The organism is Aerosakkonema funiforme FACHB-1375 (assembly GCF_014696265.1).
Classification (GTDB): domain Bacteria; phylum Cyanobacteriota; class Cyanobacteriia; order Cyanobacteriales; family Aerosakkonemataceae; genus Aerosakkonema; species Aerosakkonema funiforme_A.
Genome location: NZ_JACJPW010000072.1, coordinates 1 through 18,386 on the forward strand (window position 1 = coordinate 1; position 18,386 = coordinate 18,386).

Annotated in this window: 16 protein-coding genes and 1 other RNA gene; 11 read left to right on the forward strand and 6 right to left on the reverse strand. The window is 44.2% G+C overall.

Annotated features, from left to right (window positions below; genetic code table 11):
- The coding region (locus tag H6G03_RS24045; RefSeq protein WP_190462705.1) for a hypothetical protein at positions 1-245 on the forward strand (245 nt) is incomplete at its 5' end.
- A gap of 187 nt (positions 246-432) precedes the next feature.
- On the opposite strand, the gene H6G03_RS24050 is transcribed toward H6G03_RS24045, so the two are convergent.
- The 5 genes from H6G03_RS24050 to H6G03_RS24070 form a co-directional block, all read right to left on the reverse strand.
- Positions 433-1,134, reverse strand: coding sequence for a peptidoglycan-binding domain-containing protein (locus H6G03_RS24050; RefSeq protein WP_199315452.1), 702 nt, complete (start codon positions 1,132-1,134; stop codon positions 433-435).
- 96 nt (positions 1,135-1,230) lie between these two features.
- A complete protein-coding gene (locus H6G03_RS24055) occupies positions 1,231-2,523 on the reverse strand; it encodes a M16 family metallopeptidase (RefSeq protein WP_199315453.1) in 1,293 nt (430 codons plus the stop codon).
- Between the two features lie 71 nt (positions 2,524-2,594).
- Positions 2,595-3,863: a M16 family metallopeptidase gene (locus H6G03_RS24060; RefSeq protein WP_190469711.1), complete on the reverse strand. Its 1,269-nt coding sequence runs from the start codon at positions 3,861-3,863 to the stop codon at positions 2,595-2,597.
- Positions 3,864-4,157: 294 nt separating this feature from the next.
- Positions 4,158-4,342, reverse strand: a non-coding RNA gene (gene ssrS, locus H6G03_RS24065) — 6S RNA.
- Positions 4,343-4,527: 185 nt separating this feature from the next.
- Entirely contained in the window at positions 4,528-5,679 is a 1,152-nt protein-coding gene (locus H6G03_RS24070; RefSeq protein WP_190469714.1) for a 5-(carboxyamino)imidazole ribonucleotide synthase, read from the reverse strand.
- Positions 5,680-5,763: 84 nt separating this feature from the next.
- On the opposite strand from H6G03_RS24070, the gene H6G03_RS24075 reads away from it, so the two are divergent.
- Positions 5,764-6,618: an FkbM family methyltransferase gene (locus H6G03_RS24075; RefSeq protein ID WP_190469716.1), complete on the forward strand. Its 855-nt coding sequence runs from the start codon at positions 5,764-5,766 to the stop codon at positions 6,616-6,618.
- A gap of 9 nt (positions 6,619-6,627) precedes the next feature.
- Here the strand turns inward: H6G03_RS24075 and H6G03_RS24080 are convergent, their stop codons facing one another.
- Positions 6,628-7,119 (reverse strand): pentapeptide repeat-containing protein, encoded by a 492-nt coding sequence (locus H6G03_RS24080; protein WP_190469718.1) that lies wholly within the window; start codon positions 7,117-7,119, stop codon positions 6,628-6,630.
- 619 nt (positions 7,120-7,738) lie between these two features.
- On the opposite strand from H6G03_RS24080, the gene H6G03_RS24085 reads away from it, so the two are divergent.
- The 9 genes from H6G03_RS24085 (at position 7,739) to H6G03_RS24125 (ending at position 18,316) form a co-directional block, all read left to right on the forward strand.
- The gene (locus tag H6G03_RS24085) at positions 7,739-8,236 is read left to right on the forward strand and encodes a peptidoglycan-binding domain-containing protein (protein ID WP_199315454.1); all 498 of its coding nucleotides are present in this window, start codon (positions 7,739-7,741) and stop codon (positions 8,234-8,236) included.
- A gap of 255 nt (positions 8,237-8,491) precedes the next feature.
- A complete protein-coding gene (locus tag H6G03_RS24090; RefSeq protein ID WP_190469720.1) occupies positions 8,492-9,358 on the forward strand; it encodes a tetratricopeptide repeat protein in 867 nt (288 codons plus the stop codon).
- Between the two features lie 65 nt (positions 9,359-9,423).
- Positions 9,424-10,413 carry a protein-methionine-sulfoxide reductase catalytic subunit MsrP gene (gene msrP, locus H6G03_RS24095; RefSeq protein ID WP_190469722.1) on the forward strand — a complete coding sequence of 330 codons (990 nt, stop codon included), beginning with the start codon at positions 9,424-9,426 and terminating at the stop codon, positions 10,411-10,413.
- 70 nt (positions 10,414-10,483) lie between these two features.
- Positions 10,484-10,996, forward strand: coding sequence for a hypothetical protein (locus tag H6G03_RS24100; protein ID WP_199317907.1), 513 nt, complete (start codon positions 10,484-10,486; stop codon positions 10,994-10,996).
- A complete protein-coding gene (locus tag H6G03_RS38245; RefSeq protein WP_190469726.1) occupies positions 10,989-13,307 on the forward strand; it encodes a Z1 domain-containing protein in 2,319 nt (772 codons plus the stop codon). The genes H6G03_RS24100 and H6G03_RS38245 overlap by 8 nt, the downstream gene beginning before the upstream one ends.
- Complete coding sequence (locus tag H6G03_RS24110; protein WP_190469727.1) at positions 13,300-13,641, forward strand: type II toxin-antitoxin system PemK/MazF family toxin; 342 nt, start codon at positions 13,300-13,302, stop codon at positions 13,639-13,641. The genes H6G03_RS38245 and H6G03_RS24110 overlap by 8 nt, the downstream gene beginning before the upstream one ends.
- A 540-nt stretch (positions 13,642-14,181) precedes the next feature.
- A complete protein-coding gene (locus H6G03_RS24115; protein WP_190469729.1) occupies positions 14,182-14,811 on the forward strand; it encodes a Uma2 family endonuclease in 630 nt (209 codons plus the stop codon).
- Between the two features lie 126 nt (positions 14,812-14,937).
- A complete protein-coding gene (locus H6G03_RS24120; protein WP_190469731.1) occupies positions 14,938-17,358 on the forward strand; it encodes a sucrose synthase in 2,421 nt (806 codons plus the stop codon).
- 295 nt (positions 17,359-17,653) lie between these two features.
- Positions 17,654-18,316 (forward strand): Coq4 family protein, encoded by a 663-nt coding sequence (locus H6G03_RS24125; protein WP_190469733.1) that lies wholly within the window; start codon positions 17,654-17,656, stop codon positions 18,314-18,316.
- Positions 18,317-18,386 lie beyond the last annotated feature (70 nt).

An 18,386-nucleotide genomic window follows, 5' to 3' on the forward strand; every position in this document is an offset into this window, starting at 1 on the left:
AAGCGAATCAAGCACAAAATGCTTGGTTAAGTGCGGAACCGCTCTTGTATGCGGCTTGGAGACAGGCGACCACGAAAATTAACTTGCGATTAGGAGGACAAGTTCCTTCTTCCTTTGGGAAATTCCCAGAGTCAGAGCGAGTCGCAACGAAAGTTCAAAATGCCAACACTAAGAACTTGGATGTTGTACCAATTTGGGAGAGCCAAGTGGAGGTTTCATCGCATTTTGAACCCCCGTCCCTTTAGGGCTGGGGTGGCTTCAGTGCTATGATTCAGTTTTAGTTGAGAGTTTCAATAAATTACCCCATCAACGAAAGCTTTAGTCGGCTCTGCCTTATTTATCCGGATAATAAAATCTTATTTACTCGCTTGCTGCCGTAAAACGATCGATCTCAACTTACCCCATCCACCCAAAAGAACCAATGTACCAAAACTAAGGTAAAATAGCTCTCCAAGTGCTTTGGCCAACAACTCCATCAGCATTTAGCCCATAATTTCTTTGTGCAGCTTTGACGGCAATTTGGGTATCTGAGCCGAAAACACCATCGACAGCACCAGTAAAAAATCCGGTTGCTTGCAGTCGTTTTTGTAACCAGAACACAGCAGGGCCGCGCATCCCCAGCCGCAAAATTGGTAAATTGTTTGTTGGGGACTCCGTAAGAGTAGAAGCGCTGGTGTTAGCGGCAGATTGATTTGCTGGTACTGGTTTTTCTTGTGACTCGGCTGTTGGGGAGGATACAGAAGAAGGCTGTGTCGATCGCGCAGGTGGAAATAATTGTTCCCAAGTTGCCGTACCCACAATGCCATCAGCTTTTATACCAGCCGCTCGCTGAAATTGAGAAACTGCGATCGCAGTTGTTTCATCATAGTTGCCATCAACCGCGCCACTATAATAACCCAACAGTTTGAGAACTGCTTGCAGTTCTGAGACTACCACTCCCTGACTACCGCTTTTGAGGGTAGGTCGAACTACAGACTGGCGGCTGGAAACTTCCGAGTCTAAGCGACTGAATCCCTGGCTAAATGCGGGTGGCAGTTGATACCAACTTAATAGGGAAACAGGAAGCAGAAATAAGCAAAAACGGATTAACCCAGACATCTTCAATCGCGTCATCGACCATTGCTCTTGTGTCATTGGATATATATCATGACACATGAATTTTGTCAATTTTCGCAAAGAAACCGATTTCTACGAATGATGGCGCGATCGCTAGTCCCTTACCCCTTACCCCTAATTTTGCCAACCCTTTTCTACCAATCCATCCACAGCATATGCTGGCCCAACCAAAGACACATACGGCTCGATAAAGTATCGGCAAGCCGCATCCATCGCCGCCTCGGTTGTTACAGCTGCAACAGCTTCCGGGAAAGTGATATCGAACTCGATTCCCAACCCCAAGATTTCGTACCAGCCATAAACCTGGGCGATTTGAGCGTTGGTTTGTTTACCCAAAGCGTACTGACCCAGCAACTTATTTTGGGCAGCCTGAAACTCTTCTGGCTCAAGTGGAGCTTTGCACAAGCGATCGACTTCTGCCCTTAAGCTGTCGAGTGCGATCGCTGTATTTTCCGGGGCAGTACCCATGTAAACTGCAAATTGCGACCAATCCAAGCGAGTTGGGTAGAAAGCAGAAACCTCATAAGCCAAACCTCGCTTTTCCCGCAATTCCACAAACAACCGACTGGAAAGACCGTTCCCCAAATAGGTATTGAGCAACTTTAAAGCCATATAGTCGGGACTTCCCACCGATGGTGTGAGATATCCCAACATCACAATAGATTGCTGAGTTGGTTGGTAGGTAACGCTGGGGTGAGGAATAGGGGTAATGCGGGGTAGGGTGAGGGTGGGGATAGGCGTTGCAGGTGCTTGCCAGTCGCCGAGAACTTGCTCGACTTGGGCGATCGCATCTTCTGGCGCTATTCTGCCCACTATACTGATGACAGTATTATCCGGGCGAAAGTAAGTGCGATGGTACTCCTGCAAATCAGCACGAGTAAGCTTGGAAACGCTGCTTTCTGTTCCCAGACTCGACATCGCATAAGGATGATCTCGATACATAGCTTGTCGCAACTGCTCGAATGCCACCGTAAACGGCTGTTCCTGCTGCGATCGAATTGCCTGCAAAGCCATGCGGCGTTCCAATTCCACTTCTGTTTCTGGAAAGCTGGGCGATCGCAACAGCTGCCCAGCCAGTTCTAGTATCTCCGCAAAATCAGCAGAAACAGTTTTCATACTGAGCAAAAAATAATCGGCAGCGGCGTCAGCACCCAAACTTGCTCCCAAGGACTCCACACGTTCGGCGATTTCGGAAGCGGTCAGTCGATCGGTTCCCTTGGTGAGGACGGATGCGAGTAAGTGAGACAAACCCGCTTGCGATCGTTGTTCCCACCGACCGCCAACACGCAAAAATATCCGACTGGCAATAATATCGGCAGCCGGATTTTCCACTGCGATTACGACAATGCCATTTTTTAATTGTGTTCGCTTAATCCCTCGATCGATGGAATTTTGCATTCTGGTCATCTGTCAATTGTGAATAGTTAATACTCAATAGTCATTGATAGCTAATGGCTTTTCAACAAAGCCATTAGCTATTAGTAATTAGGTTTTAAGATAGTGACAGCATAACGCTCCGGAGATAGATACTGCTGCGCGAGCTGCTGAACCTCTGCTGGCTGAAATGATTGAATCTGCTGCGGGTAGGTAACTGCGATTTCTGCTTGGGCGATCGTACTGTAATAGCCATAAAGCCCAGCCAACTGCCCAGGCGATTCTGTGGAAAAAGCATAATCATTACACAACAGGCGTTTGCAGCGTTTCAATTCTGCCTCAGATACGGGTGAGGCGTGCAACTGGGCGAGGCAATCCGAAATCAGCCCCTCTACCACATCTAAATATTGCGGTTCCAACCAAGCACTAATCGTAAATAGACTAGACTCCTGCTGTAGCGAGAAACTGCTACCAACGTTATGCACTAATTGCTCTTCTTCCCGCAATTGCCGTACCAGTCGAGAACACCGCCCCTCTGCCAACAACACCGACAGCAAATCCAACCCGTAAGCACTGCGTAATTCCTCCAGTCCCGGGCCTGTCCAACCCATGAGCAAACGAGCTTGCTCTAGTCTGGGTAGACAAAGTTCCTGGCGGCGAATTTCCGTCAGTGGGCTAGCGATTTTTGTTTGCAGTTGGGGAGCATTGCAACGAGGGGCAAACTCTACAAACGATCGACTCACAAGTTCTAGAGCCGTTTCTCGATCGACTCCCCCGACGATCGTCACAGTAATGTTTTCCGGTTGGTAATGACAAGCGTGGAAACATCGCATCTCTGCGGGAGAATGTTTGAGTAGATGGCTCTCCGTTCCAAGTACCGGACGACCGTAAGGATGGTGGGGATAAATGCTTTCTACCAGCGCTTGGAAACCCAACCAATCCGGGTTATCTTCAGCTTGGCGAATTTCCTCCAATACCACATCCCGTTCCCGGATGAATTCGTCATCTGGGATGGCAGCATTTAATAGCAGTTCCGCCAAGTACGGCAACGTATCTGCCAAGTACGGCACCGCTGTGGTAATGAAGAAATGAGCGTAATCGTGGCTCGTAGCGGCGTTTGTGACACCTCCCCAGTTTTCCACAATCTGGTCAAACATTCCTGGAGGCACTCGCTCAGTGCCTTTGAAGATCATGTGTTCCAGAAAGTGGGCCATACCAGACCATTCATCGGGTTCTCGTATGGCTCCCGCACGCACCCAAACATCGACCACTGCTACCGGTGTGGCCGATATGTATTGGTGAATCACCGTCAATCCATTGTCTAGCCTGAATACATCAGCCGGGAACTCTGACACGTTCGGCAGTTGAGACAAAACGTTTAATCTCAAACCCGCATTCCACTCGTTTTCAATTATGTTAGCGTTTCTTGTCCAGCTTAACTGGAATCAAACAATACAAACAGTCATGGGGGAGTCAAAAGTCAAAAGTCAAAAGTCAAAAGTCAAAAGTCAAAAGTCAAAAGTCAAAAGTCAAAATTTCTCCCTCTCCCTTTTCCCGACGCCCTAACCCCTAACCCCTAACCCCTAACCCCCAGCCCCTAGCCAGCTTGTGGGGATAACAATAAAAAAAATACCCCCATCTGTATGACAGGGGAATTAATTCTGTGCAGGTATCCCGCAACGCCGTCTTACCTCAGTTTTTGACCTGGATGAACCAGGTGGGCACCATCGGTGATAGCTTCAAAGTTTCCGGGTACAAGCCCGGTCTACCGCAGCTCAAACTCTATGGCTCCCTTTTTAAACAGGCATAGATCACAAAACATTATTGGCAGTCACCAACGTCTCAGGACAACCTGCTTTCATATTTTAGCTTTTTTCTGGAGATTGCAAAGGGGGAGCGGGGGAAGTCAAAAGTCAAAAGTCAAAAAGGGACTAGGGGCTAGGGGCTAGGGGTTAGGGAAAGTCAATCATTCAAAAATTCCTCCTCTTCCCTCTCCCTCTTCCCTCTCCCTCTTCCCTAGCCCCTAACCCCTAGCCCCTAGTCCCTGCTGTACCATATGGATTCGATCGCCTGTGCTAAGGTTTGTGCTTTGGATTTATCTGCCCCATCTAATAGAACAGTAACGTGGCCGAGTTTGCGACCGGGGCGAGATTCGCTTTTCCCATACCAATGGACGTGAGAGTTCGGTAAATCGGCAAGTTGTTGTCGTTTGCTGAGGTAATCGTTGTGGGAATGTTCGTAACCCAATAGATTTACCATGATTGCCGCATCGCATTTTAAGGCAGGATTGCCCAAGGGTAGGTCGCAAACGGCTCGCAGATGCTGCTCGAATTGAGAGGTATAACAGGCATCAAGGCTAAAATGCCCGGAATTGTGGGTGCGGGGTGCAATTTCGTTGACCAATACTTTGCCAGTGGCGGTCAAAAATAGTTCGATCCCGAATATTCCCACCGCTTGTAAGCTATTGAGTAGGGTATGGGCGATCGCTTCTATCTGGGCGGTGACGGCTGGATCGATATCTGCCGGTACTAGCACCCGCCGACAAACTTGTTCTTCTTGTTGCGTTTCCACTACAGGATAAACTGCAACTTCACCAGTATGGGAACGCGCTGCAATTACCGCCAGTTCCCGTTCAAAGGGAATAAATTCTTCCAGCAATACAGGGGTTTGTCTCAATCGTTGCAATGTTGCTGCCAGAGTTTCCGGATCTTTTATGATGAAGGTGCCCTGTCCGTCATAACCGTGGCGTCGCGCCTTCACCACTACTGGGAATGGGAAGTTGGAAATTAAGTGTTCTTCCCCTTCATTCTTCTCCTCAAGAGCGACAAATTCGGGCACGGGTAAGCCCAAATCCCTCAAATAGCAGCGTTGGTCGTATTTATCCAAGAGGGGGGCCAATACCTCTAGCTTGGGACGAAAGCGGACGCCTTGTTCCTGTAGCGGCATTAAAGCTTCCAGGTTGATAAACTCATTCTCAAAGGCGATCGCATCGCAGCGAGTAGCTAGCTCGGCGGTGGCGGCAGCGTCATCCACTGGTGCAAAAATGGTGGAAGCTGCGATCGCCACAGCCGGATCGGTGGGATGGGGCGTTTGGATCGCTAATTCAATCCCCAACGTCTTTGCTGCACCCGCCATCATCCAAGCTAGCTGTCCTCCACCAATAACCCCCACTCGCTTAATATTGTTCATTGCTAACTGTGATTAGTCTTTTGTCATTTGCGATCGGTCATCGGTCAAAAGGTTATTCCCATCAACCATCACCTATTCTTCATTATGAAACAAATTTGGAACGTTATATTTAGCCATATTTTACGTTTAATCGTCAAGTTAGTTTTTCTTTTCACTGGTAAGGGTGGAGGTAAATTTGCCAATTTACTAGCCAAAGGCCAAACCTATACAGTCAAAAATTATGCTGGTAAATATAAGTTTAACGTCGATACAACTTATCCAATAGAAGCTTCTGTGTGGCTTGGGGGTCTGTACGATGTTGTGACCACCAAGTTTTTACGCAAAGTTATTCGTAAAAACGATCTATTTTTAGATATTGGCGCTAATTGCGGTGTGCTTACCTTAGTTGCCGCCAGTTTAATAACTACTGGCAAAATTTATGCCTTTGAACCATCAGAACATATCCGTTATCGTTTACAAGCCAATATTGAATTAAATCCGCACCTGAAAGATTTAGTAAAAGTAGTGCCGTTAGGAGTGGGTGCGACTAAAGGCCAGTTATTTTATCACGAAGACCGAGAATTTCGAGGAAATGGTGCTTTGCAGCCAATTTCCGGTACTGTGGTAGACGTAGTTTCACTTGATGAGTGGGTATTGCTCGAACCAATTGAAAAAATAGATGTAATTAAAATCGATGTCGAAGGAATGGAATATGATGTTTTACTAGGAGCTAAGGCAGTAATAGAAAAGTATCATCCCTTGATTTATTTTGAAACATTGCCTATTTTTTTTAAATATACGTCTCACAATATTAGAACTATCTACGAATTTCTGGCTAACTTAGGTTACAGGATAGTGAGCCCCACAGCACCTCACGCGGAGATATCTTTTGATGGCCCTTATCCTGCAAATTCTGTCGCAATTCATCCCCAGCACGCCGATAGATTAAAAAGGCAATAAGCGATAGAATTACCTGCAACTGAGAGAATCGCGAGTTGCCACACCTGTTCTAGAATTCACGCCGCTAGCGCGTTGGCATAACTCTCTGATTTGGCTGCCATCTAAAATGGCATAGCTGAAATCTGCACCTGTAATATTAGTACCATTAAAAATAGAGCGCAGTAAAACTGCTTGCTCTAAAATTGCGTCGCTTAAATCGGCATTTGTCAAGTTGGCTTGATCTATCAAAGCATTGGTCAAGTCAGTTCCGTGCAAATTTGCCCCTGTCAAAACAGAACCGCTAAAAGCCACTCCACGCAAGTCTGCATTAGCGAAGTTCGTTAGTTGCATATTAGCGTTGGAAAACTCAGCTTGGCGCAGAGTTTGACCGGAAAAATCTTGCCCTGTCAGTTCCGCATTGCTGAAGGACACAGGCGGGGCATAGTCGAATGCTTGTGCTGGAAAAGCCCAGCAGCATAGGATGGAAGCTAATAGGAATGCAGCTACTTGCCGGAAAATCATAGAAAAACAGTTGTAATTTGGTAGATTAAGCAGGTTATCTTTCAGATTACTGCATTGTGCTGCCAAAAAATCGGTTGATCGAACAAAGTTTTATCTGCACGCAAGTCATCTGAAGATGCCTGTAATCTCTTTCTTTAGATAGTATTTATCTGGATAAAATTTTATAGCCTTTTTGCCACCAAATCAGATGCTGCGTTCTGGCATTCATAAAGTCATTTGTATCAATTTTATCAGGGTATAGAACGAAGAGAAATAGAAGATTTTTATGTTTTGGGTAAGTCCTGGCTGTCAATCGGGTTTATCGGTCTATTTTTAGCAGTTACTTTGTCGATATTTCATACAAATCGGGTTGATTTGCTGAAATCCTAATTCGCTCCCACATACCCCGATATCAAACTATAGTCTCTCTGCAAGATTCCTGTTGAGTCGAAATATCACAACATCATACTTGTGCTGTAATTTAAAAATTTAACAGCCCTCTCTTAGGTTATAAAATTGACAAGCATAAACTCACACTAGCGGTCTATGTTCTAATTTGATTGACCCGATAAGGTTGAGGATAGATAGATAAAGTTTGAAAGAAGCGCTTACCTCAAGTTTGTAATAGGGAGTCTCAATCATGGTCACTAAATTAGTGAAATCCAGTGTTGTATACGTCGGAATTATCTCTGCAATTTCTGCAATCCCTTTCCTGGGAGGGATGCCTGCTAATGCCCAGACTGGTTCCCCTCAAGTGAATGATTCATTAAACGAAACGAATCAGCAACCAAGTCAGCTAAATCAATCCCCCTCTCAACTCAATCAGCCGCTAAATCAACCTTCTCAAAATACAACCACTACTCCATCTAATGGTACGAGCGGTACGAGCGGCTTTTCAAACAACCAAAATCCGGTTTTAAGTTTGGGCAGTCGGGGAGAAGAAGTTAGACAGGCTCAGACTTTACTGCAACAACAAGGTTTGTATAATGGCCCGATTGATGGTGTGTATGGGTTGCAAACTCGCAATGCTGTGAGAGCATTCCAACGTTCTAAAAACTTGGTTGCGGATGGTGTGATTGGGACTAACACTTGGAGTGTAATGCTCAATCCGCAAAATCAAGCTTCTTCTAATTTCTAAGGGCTTGTTAACTCGAATTCAGTCATTAGTTATCAGTCTTTAGTAGGGACAGGTTAAACCTGTCCCTACTCCTTTATGAGTTTTTCGCTTAGTTAGGGCGGCGTATGCGTGGAAAAGGTTTTGGCAGATGACGGATGACGAATGAAGTTTATGTGTTGTTTTCTTGACTTGAAGCTGATAGACAGGCAAGCTTATTAAACATATAAAGTATAATTGTGGATTGATAAGGATATTTTTAATTGCTTGCTGGTCGCTATGAGTCGTCTGAGTGCTTTTGACCAAGTAAACGGTAACCATAATAAATCTTTAGAGTGCCGTCCGGATGATTATCGCTCCTGGTATCGACGGGGCAATGCGCTGCGTGCGGGGGGGCATCACCATGATGCGATCGCCAGTTATGACAAAGCGATAGAATGCAAATCGGATGACTACCGCGCTTGGTATCAGCGGGGCAATACTCTAGACGATCTTGGCTTTTATGAAGATGCGATCGCTAGTTATAACCAAGCACTACAGTTGAATGCCCATGACTACTGGACTTGGTACTGGCGGGGTCATACGCTCCGTAAACTGGGGCGCTACGAAGAAGCGATCGTCAGTTACGATAAAGCGATTGAGTTGAAACCGGAGGATTACTGGGCATGGTACAATCGCGCTCATGCTCTGCGGGAGGGGAGGCGCTACGAAGAAGCGATCGCCTCTTACGATCGAACTCTCAGTCTAAGACCAAAAGACTATTGGTCGTGGTATTGGCGGGGCGATAGCTTGCGTTTGATGGGTTCCGATGCAGAAGCAATTAGCTGTTACGATAAAGCGTTGCAAATCAGACCAAATGACTATTGGGCATTGTATCGTCGCGGCGATGCGCGGCGGGGTATGGGTCGCTATGAAGATGCGATCGCCTGCTACAACAAAGCGATTGAAATGAATCCTCACAAAGCTGATGCTTGGTTCAGTAAAGCTTGCTGTTGTGCGCTTTTAACTAAGGTAAATTGGGCTATGGAAAGCTTGCAAAGGGCGATCGAACTCGATCGGGATAAATACCTAACTCTAGCGGCAACAAGTTCCTATTTCGATCGGATTAGAGGAAATCAGCGCTTTCAACAATTGCTTCAAGAATAAACTTATTTTGGCTTTTGACATTTTGACTTTTGCCTGTAGCCGATCGAAATAGGAGTTTGTTATCTATGACACTGATTCGTGTACCTAAATCCTGGGAAATTCCCGATCGCTCCGTCACGCCGGTAGATGTTTTTTTCAATCGGCGTCGCTTTCTGAAAACGCTCGTGGGAGCAAGCTTGGGCGCAAGTATTATGCCCATTTTAGGCTGCCAGCAGTCTGGAGAATCGGCGCTGACCCTGGAAAAAACATTGAATAAACCTAAGTTAAATTCAGTTAAACGCAATCCCGCTTTTGCCGAAGTCGATCGACCGATTACCGCCGAAACTTTGGCTGGCAGATATAACAATTTTTATGAATACGGTAGCGGTAAATCGATTTGGCAAGCAGCACAAGCTTTGCCTGCGGAAAACTGGAAAGTCGAAGTCACAGGGTTGGTGAAAAATCCCCGCACTTACGACTTAGATGATTTGCAGAAAAAGTTTCCCTTGTCAGAGCGCGTTTACCGCTTTCGCTGCGTTGAAGCATGGTCGATGGTGATTCCCTGGATTGGATTTCCTATGCGCGAATTAATTGCTGCGGTGGAACCAACTTCGCAAGCTAAATTTGTCCGCTTTACGTCTTATTACGATCCGAAAATTACGATCGGCCCAGCTTGGACATTGGGGAGAAAGTTACCTTGGCCTTATACAGAAGGTTTGCGCCTAGATGAAATGGCAAACGAGTTAGCATTTTTTGCTGTAGGAGTTTACGGTCATTTGTTACCCGATCAACACGGTGCGCCGTTGCGAGAAGTAATACCCTGGAAGTATGGTTTTAAGGGTGCAAAGTCGATCGTCAAAATTGAGTTTGTGGAAAATCAGCCAGCAACTTTTTGGAATACGCTTGTGCCTAACGAGTATGATTTTATAGCAAATGTAAATCCCACAAAACCTCATCCCCGATGGTCGCAGGCGACGGAAAAATTTGTGGGGAAGGGGCCGAATTTTGAGTGGGAGAAACGAGCCACGCTTCCTTACAATGGTTATGGGGAATACGTGGCGAGTTTGTATGTTTGAGAAAGGTCAAGCTGGTTGCGATCGCTCACCCAGCGTGAGATTGGCCGAGTGGGGTATAATTTAAACAAAAGTGCCGGGAGATCGACACCCGCACGATCAGTTAATGATTAACGATCGAGAATTTCTGCAAGGTGCTGCGTTTTTACGCCTGATTAATTATGGAGAGCAAATTGCGATCGCTCATCCATCTTGGATACATAGTTCTATTTACTTAATAGAAACTAATACCAGTAAGTCAGCCGTTCTTTTTAAGCTATCCACAAAACCAAAATCTGCTTGGTCTTTCACATTGAGTAGCCAAGAAGAGTCTGCATTGGATATCCTATATAAAAACTATCCTGACTTCACAGTGTTTATTGGACTAATCTGTCATAAAGACGGCATCTGCTGCATAGCCCAACAGCGCCTTTGGAGTATCTTAGATAAAGATGCTGGCATTAGCGGCCAGCATCTCTCGGTGTCAAGGCAGCCTCATGGCAGTTATCATGTAAGTGGCCCTGGCAGGCAGCAAATGGAGCAGACCGTACCCCAAAGTGACTGGCCTCGCGTAGTTTTTGCTAGTAGAGAAAATAGCTATGAGTGAAATTACTATTAAAACAGATGGATATTGCATCAACAAGCTTATGGCTCGTTTGAGAAGCAAAATAGGAGAGAAAGCAGCAGAGGAATTAAAGCAAACGGCTGTAGAGATTGTTAAGAACTGCGTTAAAGTCTACTCAGAAAAATTTGGCGTTGGTGATGTTGGCGCTACAGCTACGGGACTTGTTAGTAATCCTTACAAAGGTAAAATACCTGATGGTACTACTGGTTTAATCTACGGTAGAGTTCAGAGCGGTAAGACTAATACTACCATTGCTACGCTGGCAGTTGCTCAAGAAAATGGATTTCGTTGTTTCATTGTATTAACTTCGGACAATACTTGGCTTGGCAAACAAACTGCTGCTCGTTTCAATAATCAACTCAAAGGTGGGCCTGTTGTCTTCGATTGGGAACAATGGAAAAACGATCCACACGAATTTGCTAAAAGTAAATTGCTTCCATATATAAAAGATACTGGTGTTGTCCTAGTATCTACTAAAAATCAGCGTCACTTGGATAACTTGCTGAAAGTTCTTAAATATGCTAATGCCAGTAGTGTACCAACTCTGATATTTGATGATGAAGCTGATAATGCTAGCTTGAATACAAACGAACAAAAGCAAGCAAAGAAAGGTAAAGACATAGTTCCAGATAGTGCAATTTTTGATAAAATTGGCAAAATACGGAAAGAAGTAGCTAATCACATTTACTTACAGATTACAGCCACTCCGCAGAGTTTGCTGCTGCAAAATCTTGACCATCCATGTAAACCTGCTTTTTGTGCTGCCCTACCTAAACCAGGTGATAGTTACATGGGAGGAGATTTATTTTTTGACGAAAATAGCCCTTATTGTTTTATAGTTAAAGCTGAAGAGATAGAGCTATTAAAACAGCAGGAAGGAAAGATAAACCCTGGTAATAACTGGAATATTCCTGAAGGCTTGAGGATAGCTTTATGCTGCTTCTTCCTGGGGGCAATTTATAAAATGAGATCGACAACAGATGAAGATGCGAAATACTCTTTTTTAGCTCATATATGCTACAAAAAAGATAATCACGATAACTTGGAAAAAATAATTAGTGGATTTGTCGTAGAACTGGATAAGGCTCTGCGAGGTCAATCATCTACAAGCAAGAAAGAGCAGGCGTTGAAATGGCTAACTGAAGCTTATCAGGAGTTAAGTAAAACAGTACCTAATTTACCGCCTCTCGATTCTCTTATTGAAGACTTAAAGCATGAATTACGGAGCGCTATCCCAAAAGTTATCAATGCTAATAATCCAGATAAAGAACCAAACTATAACCCAGGAATGAATATTCTTATTGGTGGAAATAGGCTTGGCAGGTGTGTAACTATTGAAGGATTGATGGTAACTTATTACGGACGGGATGCCAAACAAAAAGTGATGGATACCGTGCATCAACACGCTCGAATGTATGGTTATCGCCAGGAACTAAAAGATGTTACTCGTCTGTTTTTACCCAAGCATATCTTAGAAGCTTTCCGCGCTATCCATGAATCTGATGAAGGTATGCGTCAGGCTATTGGCGACGATCCCAGCCAAATTAAGCTCAAGCCTGTCTGGGTTGGTGGAAGACTGCAAGCAACCCGTTCTAATGTCTTGAATTTAGCAGGAATAGATGCCTTTACACCTGGAACTGCGATTTTCCCTCGCGATCCGCTTTGGAAAAAGGCAGAGGTAAGCAAGCATACAGAAGCTCTCAATAATCTTCTGGCTGAATATCAAGGTGACGATAACTATTATGAAGTAGACATTGACTTTTTGATTGAAATTCTGGAAAATATGCCGAGTGCGCGTTGTCTGGGATATTCATGGGAAGATAAGCGAGTTAAAGAAGTACTCAGGGCGATGAAAGCTAAAGGTATCGAAAAGGGAATGCTGAATGTTCGTCGAGGGCAAAAATGTGAAGGACTTGACTTGTCAAACCAAACTACAAGACCTTGGCTAGGTGCGGGTTTTGCAAACAGTCAATGGATAAGTAAGCCCAGACAAAAATATCCACATATTCCGACGCTTGTTGTTATGTATGAAAAGGGCGAGAAGGAAAAGGGTTGGGACGATCAACCACTTTATCTTCCAACATTGATTCTACCTAAGAGTAAGTTTGTTTTCATGTTCAATTACTCAGATGAAGCGGAGGAATTGGAGTACGATCTGGATTGGCAGGATATAGAGGAAATAGACGAACAAGAATGGCTTTACGCCGCAGCCAATAACCCTGTTTTTGATTTCCTCAACGATCCAGAAGAAGATATTTATACATTAGCTGATGGGAAGGCATTCAATGACTAAAGGTAAAATTGTGCTGGTGCCTTTCCCATTTGATGATTTATCGGCTACCAAGGTGCGTCCTGCTGTCTGCTTAACTAACCCGATCGGGCCTTACAATCACATTATTCTGGCTTTTATCACCAGTAAGATTCCTAGTGATTTGCTGGAAACAGATATTGTTTTGGATACAACTCATCCCGACTTTGCTGCTAGTGGTTTACATACAGCCTCTACTATCAGATTAGATCGCCTGATGACAGTTCGTAAATCAGTAGTTCAGCGCGAATTGGGTCAATTATCATCAGACACACAAGTGCAGATAGCGGATAAATTGTGTAAATTACTAACTGAATAATAAAAATAATATCAGCATTTCGTAGTTTGATTAAAGGGCAAAACGCGACAGTTGAATAAATGATATTTAGGGGTGACATTAAGCTGAAGCATCGCTCGACCCGTATTTTATAGCATTTTTCAGTTGCATCAAGTCTACCCCGGAAACCGGGTTTCTTGAAGAAACTGGGTTTATCTGTACCTTAGTCACCTGAAAAGATCGGTATATATGTATAGTTCGTCTATAACTGTATATTTACTGTTTCACAAATAAACAAATATCAATTTTTGCTTTTCCTGGTTTTCCGGTTCGGCAAATTCCCCGAAAATTGTCCAAAATCTCCCGACAGACAGAATTTATTACCCGTAAACATTCGGCTTTTCGGTGAGACAATGTTTAATGTAAAAAAACTGAGAATTTATAGCAACCAATGAAAGTCGGTTAGGACAACTCAAACTCTTACCTCCGATCCTTCCATCCCTTACCCCGTAAGCCTTTTCTCTCTTCTGTCTTCCCTAGCCCCTAGCCCCTAGTCCCTAATCCCTAGCTATAGAATTTATAATGGCAATCGATCTAATTCAACCAAAGCAAAAGTTTATCCTGACAGACATCAGTTGGGATGCCTATGAAACAATAGTGAAAGTATTACAAAATCGCTCGGTTCGCCTGACATACGATCGCGGCACTTTAGAGATGATTGGCCCCCCCTACAGACACCAGCGCTACAAGACGCTCATGGGGAGCTTTATTAAAATTTTAGCCGAAGAACGAAGTATTCCCCTAATTAATCCAGGTTCTATGACGTTTAAGCGTCAGGACTTAGAACGAGGCTTAGAACCAGACGAATGCTTCTACATCCAAAATGCCTCAGCTGTAATGGGTAAAGCGGAAATTGACCTCACCCGCGACCCTCCTCCCGATTTGGCGATCGAAATTGAGATCGGTAACACTTCCCTAAATAGAATATCAATTTATGATGCTCTTGGTGTTCCCGAAGTCTGGTGCTACGACGGAATTACACTTAAAGTTTATCTACTCGCAAAAGAAGAACGTGGCAAACTAAAACAAAGGTTCACTTTTCCATTTCTGCCACTGCCAGAATTTATGCAGTTTGTCCGACAGGCAGAAGTAGTGGATGATACAACCTTATTTCAGTCATTTCGGGATTGGGTGAAAAAAGGTTTCCGGTAGAGACGGCTTATATTTAGCGATCTGGGCCAAACTCTTAAGAAGAACTCTTCCTCAAGGAACAGGCGCTTTCGGCAGAATTTTGTAAGTTGGTTGTAGGAAAAACAATCGTTTTTCAAGCGAGTTACCATGTCCGAACTTATCGAAGCTGTTATTGGTAGTGAAGAAAAAGGCGATCTGCGGGAGTTTGCCAGCTTTTTACGCCAGCAAGAAAAGCGTTACTTGCTGCGTAACGACATCCTCACTGCTTTTTCGGAATATGCCACTAATCGCCAGAAACCAGAAAATTTTTACAAGTCTTCCAATTTAGAAAAATTAATTTATTACACGCAAGAGATTATTCGAGAAGACAGTAATCTCTATTTGATTATCCGTCCTAAGATTGCTTCTCAAGAAGTATATCGATTGACAGAAGACTTGGCAGTCGATCGCATAACCGTACAGGAGTTGCTGGATCTGCGGGATCGCTTCGTCAACCACTTCCATCCCCATGAAGGTGACTTGCTAGAACTGGATTTCGGGCCTTTTTACGACTATTCGCCGACAATTCGCGACCCCAAAAATATCGGCAACGGCGTGCAATTACTCAACCGCTATTTATCTAGCAAACTGTTGCAAGAACCCGGACAATGGCAGGAAGCTTTGTTTAATTTCTTGCGCGTTCACACCTACAACGGTGTTCAATTGCTAATCGACGAACGCATTCGATCGCAGCAACAGTTATCCGACAGGGTGAAAAAAGCCTTAACCTTTTTGAACGATCTACCTAACCACCAATCCTACGAAGAATTTCGGTTTGAACTGCAAACAATGGGTTTTGCACCCGGTTGGGGTAACACTGCGGGTCGGGTACGAGAAACGCTGGAAATGCTGGACGAATCGATCGATTCATCCGATCGTCAAACTCTAGAAGCATTCCTCTCTCGTATCCCGATGGTGTTTAAAATTGTTTTAGTGTCTCCTCACGGTTGGTTCGGTCAAGAAGGAGTTTTGGGACGACCCGATACAGGCGGTCAAGTAGTGTATGTTCTCGACCAAGCTAAAGGTTTAGAAAAACAACTGCAAGAAGACATCACCTTAGCTGGATTGGATGTGCTGAATATTCATCCAAAAGTAATTATTCTCACTCGTCTAATTCCTAACAGCGATGGTACTCGCTGCAACCAACGTCTGGAAAAAGTTTACGGTACCGAAAATGCCTGGATTTTGCGCGTACCATTCCGGGAATTCAATCCCAATATGACGAATAACTGGATATCGCGTTTTGAAATTTGGCCTTATCTGGAAACCTATGCTATAGATGCGGAAAAAGAACTGCTGGCAGAATTTCACGGTAGACCGGATTTGATTGTCGGTAACTATTCTGATGGTAATTTAGTGGCGTTTCTGCTGGCGCGTCGCCTTAAGGTGACGCAGTGCAATATCGCTCACGCTTTAGAAAAATCTAAATATCTGTTCAGCAATCTTTACTGGCAAGAATCTGAGGAGGCATATCACTTTTCGCTGCACTTTACTGCCGATTTGCTGGCGATGAATGCGGCGAATTTTATTATGACCAGCACTTACCAAGAAATTGTGGGAACGCCGGATAGTGTAGGTCAGTACGAGTCTTACAAGTGCTTTACGATGCCAGATTTGTATCACGTTGTCAATGGGATTGAGCTATTCAGTCCTAAGTTTAATGTGGTAGCACCTGGGGTAAATGAAAATGTGTATTTTCCCTATACTAGGCATGAAGATAGAATAGAGAGCGATCGCGATCGGCTGGAACAAATGCTGTTCGAGCGCGAAGATCCGACCCAGATATTTGGTAAACTGGAAGATCCCCGCAAGCATCCTCTCTTCTCGATGGCGCGACTCGATCGCATCAAAAACCTGACCGGATTAGCGGAATGCTTCGGTAAAAGCCAAGAATTGCAAGCACATTCTAACTTAATCTTAATCGCTGGGAAATTGCGCGTTGAAGAAACAACCGATCGGGAAGAACGCGCTGAAATCGAAAAGCTTTACCGCATTATTGATGAGTACAATTTGCACGGTAAAATTCGCTGGTTGGGGGTGCGCCTACCTAAAAGCGATTCTGGAGAAATTTACCGAATCATAGCCGATCGCCAGGGTATTTTTGTGCAACCAGCTTTGTTTGAAGCGTTTGGTTTGACGATTTTGGAATCGATGATTTCCGGATTGCCGACTTTTGCCACCCAGTTTGGTGGCCCATTGGAGATTATTCAAGATAAAGTTAATGGATTTTACATCAATCCAACCCACTTGGACGAAACTGCCGAGAGAATTTTGGAATTTATTTCCAAATGCGATCGCGATCCTCACTACTGGCATGAAATTTCCCAGCGAGCTATCGATCGAGTATACAGCACCTACACCTGGAAAATTCACACGACTCGGCTGCTGTCCTTGGCGCGGATTTATGGTTTTTGGAACTTTACTTCTCAGGAAAATCGCGAGGATTTGTTGCGCTACATTGAATCTTTGTTTTATTTGCTGTTTAAACCAAGGGCGCAACGTTTGCTAGAGCAACATATGCAGCGTTAATATGCAGGTTGCGTGGGCGATACATCTGTGATGATTTTAGGTGCGTTACACTGCGTTAACGCACCCTACTGGTTAATAGATGAGTTAAATAGACAGTTTGTTAATTGTCACATCAGCTAATTGCTGCTGCTTTAGCTTTGAGAAACCGGAGTGATTAAAAAAACCCGCTTTTTTACATTGTGGCAAACTACTTTAAATATGGCGAGGGATTGACGCTTAGCAAACTGGTATTTCCGGATCGGGTTTTGTGAGTGCTGAATATAGAGTATTGGTACATACAAATTTTATAGTTTTTATGTTAGCACCAGAACTAAATCGGCAAATGCACCTTGACTATCTCATCGGTTTCAAAGGATTTATTACTTTTGCTAGAGATCCCGGTCAAACTGATTCTGTTTTCGATATGGCGGAGGGGTTTCGCCATACCGAAACATATCAAAAATCGATGGAATACTTGAAGTCTATCCCTGAAGTTCAACCTCTCATTGCCGAACGTTATATAGCCCAAACTCCAGATATAGAAGCCCTGCTAAAACTACCCAAACATTCTCTGGGTTACACCTATGCGTACAAAATGAAGGAGGCAAATTTCGATCCTGAATTTTATCGTAAGGTTAGGGTGGACAATGATTATACTTACCTGGCATTACGCATACGTCAAACCCACGATATTTGGCACGCGATTACTGGTTTTGACACTGATGTATTCGGAGAAATCGGTTTGCAAGCATTTTATCTTGCTCAAACTCGCACACCTTTGTCGGTGGCGCTGATGGCGGGAGGAATTTTGAATACTCTGCTGAGATTTCCAGATGATTTGAGCGAGCTGATGAAAATTATCGATCGCGGTTATAATATGGGGTTAAAAGCGAAACCTTTACTGGCGCAAAAGTGGGAGGAAAATTGGGATAAACCTTTGTCACAATGGAGAAGTGAATTAGAAGTTGAAATTAATTAAAGACTGGCGATTGGGTAATTTTAAATTGGAGATTTGAAATTTCAGATTTAAGTTGAATTTGAAATTTCAA

What these genes read in the sequence shown, in the direction of transcription:
- H6G03_RS24120 (WP_190469731.1), top strand. Translation starts at nt 14,938, where the DNA reads ATGTCCGAACTTATCGAAGCTGTTATTGGTAGTGAAGAAAAAGGCGAT.
- H6G03_RS24085 (WP_199315454.1), top strand. Translation starts at nt 7,739, where the DNA reads ATGGTCACTAAATTAGTGAAATCCAGTGTTGTATACGTCGGAATTATC.
- H6G03_RS24110 (WP_190469727.1), top strand. Translation starts at nt 13,300, where the DNA reads ATGACTAAAGGTAAAATTGTGCTGGTGCCTTTCCCATTTGATGATTTA.
- H6G03_RS24080 (WP_190469718.1), bottom strand. Translation starts at nt 7,119, where the DNA reads ATGATTTTCCGGCAAGTAGCTGCATTCCTATTAGCTTCCATCCTATGC.
- H6G03_RS24115 (WP_190469729.1), top strand. Translation starts at nt 14,182, where the DNA reads ATGGCAATCGATCTAATTCAACCAAAGCAAAAGTTTATCCTGACAGAC.
- H6G03_RS24090 (WP_190469720.1), top strand. Translation starts at nt 8,492, where the DNA reads ATGAGTCGTCTGAGTGCTTTTGACCAAGTAAACGGTAACCATAATAAA.
- H6G03_RS38245 (WP_190469726.1), top strand. Translation starts at nt 10,989, where the DNA reads ATGAGTGAAATTACTATTAAAACAGATGGATATTGCATCAACAAGCTT.
- H6G03_RS24075 (WP_190469716.1), top strand. Translation starts at nt 5,764, where the DNA reads ATGAAACAAATTTGGAACGTTATATTTAGCCATATTTTACGTTTAATC.
- H6G03_RS24050 (WP_199315452.1), bottom strand. Translation starts at nt 1,134, where the DNA reads ATGACACAAGAGCAATGGTCGATGACGCGATTGAAGATGTCTGGGTTA.
- H6G03_RS24125 (WP_190469733.1), top strand. Translation starts at nt 17,654, where the DNA reads ATGTTAGCACCAGAACTAAATCGGCAAATGCACCTTGACTATCTCATC.
- H6G03_RS24070 (WP_190469714.1), bottom strand. Translation starts at nt 5,679, where the DNA reads ATGAACAATATTAAGCGAGTGGGGGTTATTGGTGGAGGACAGCTAGCT.
- H6G03_RS24055 (WP_199315453.1), bottom strand. Translation starts at nt 2,523, where the DNA reads ATGACCAGAATGCAAAATTCCATCGATCGAGGGATTAAGCGAACACAA.
- msrP (WP_190469722.1), top strand. Translation starts at nt 9,424, where the DNA reads ATGACACTGATTCGTGTACCTAAATCCTGGGAAATTCCCGATCGCTCC.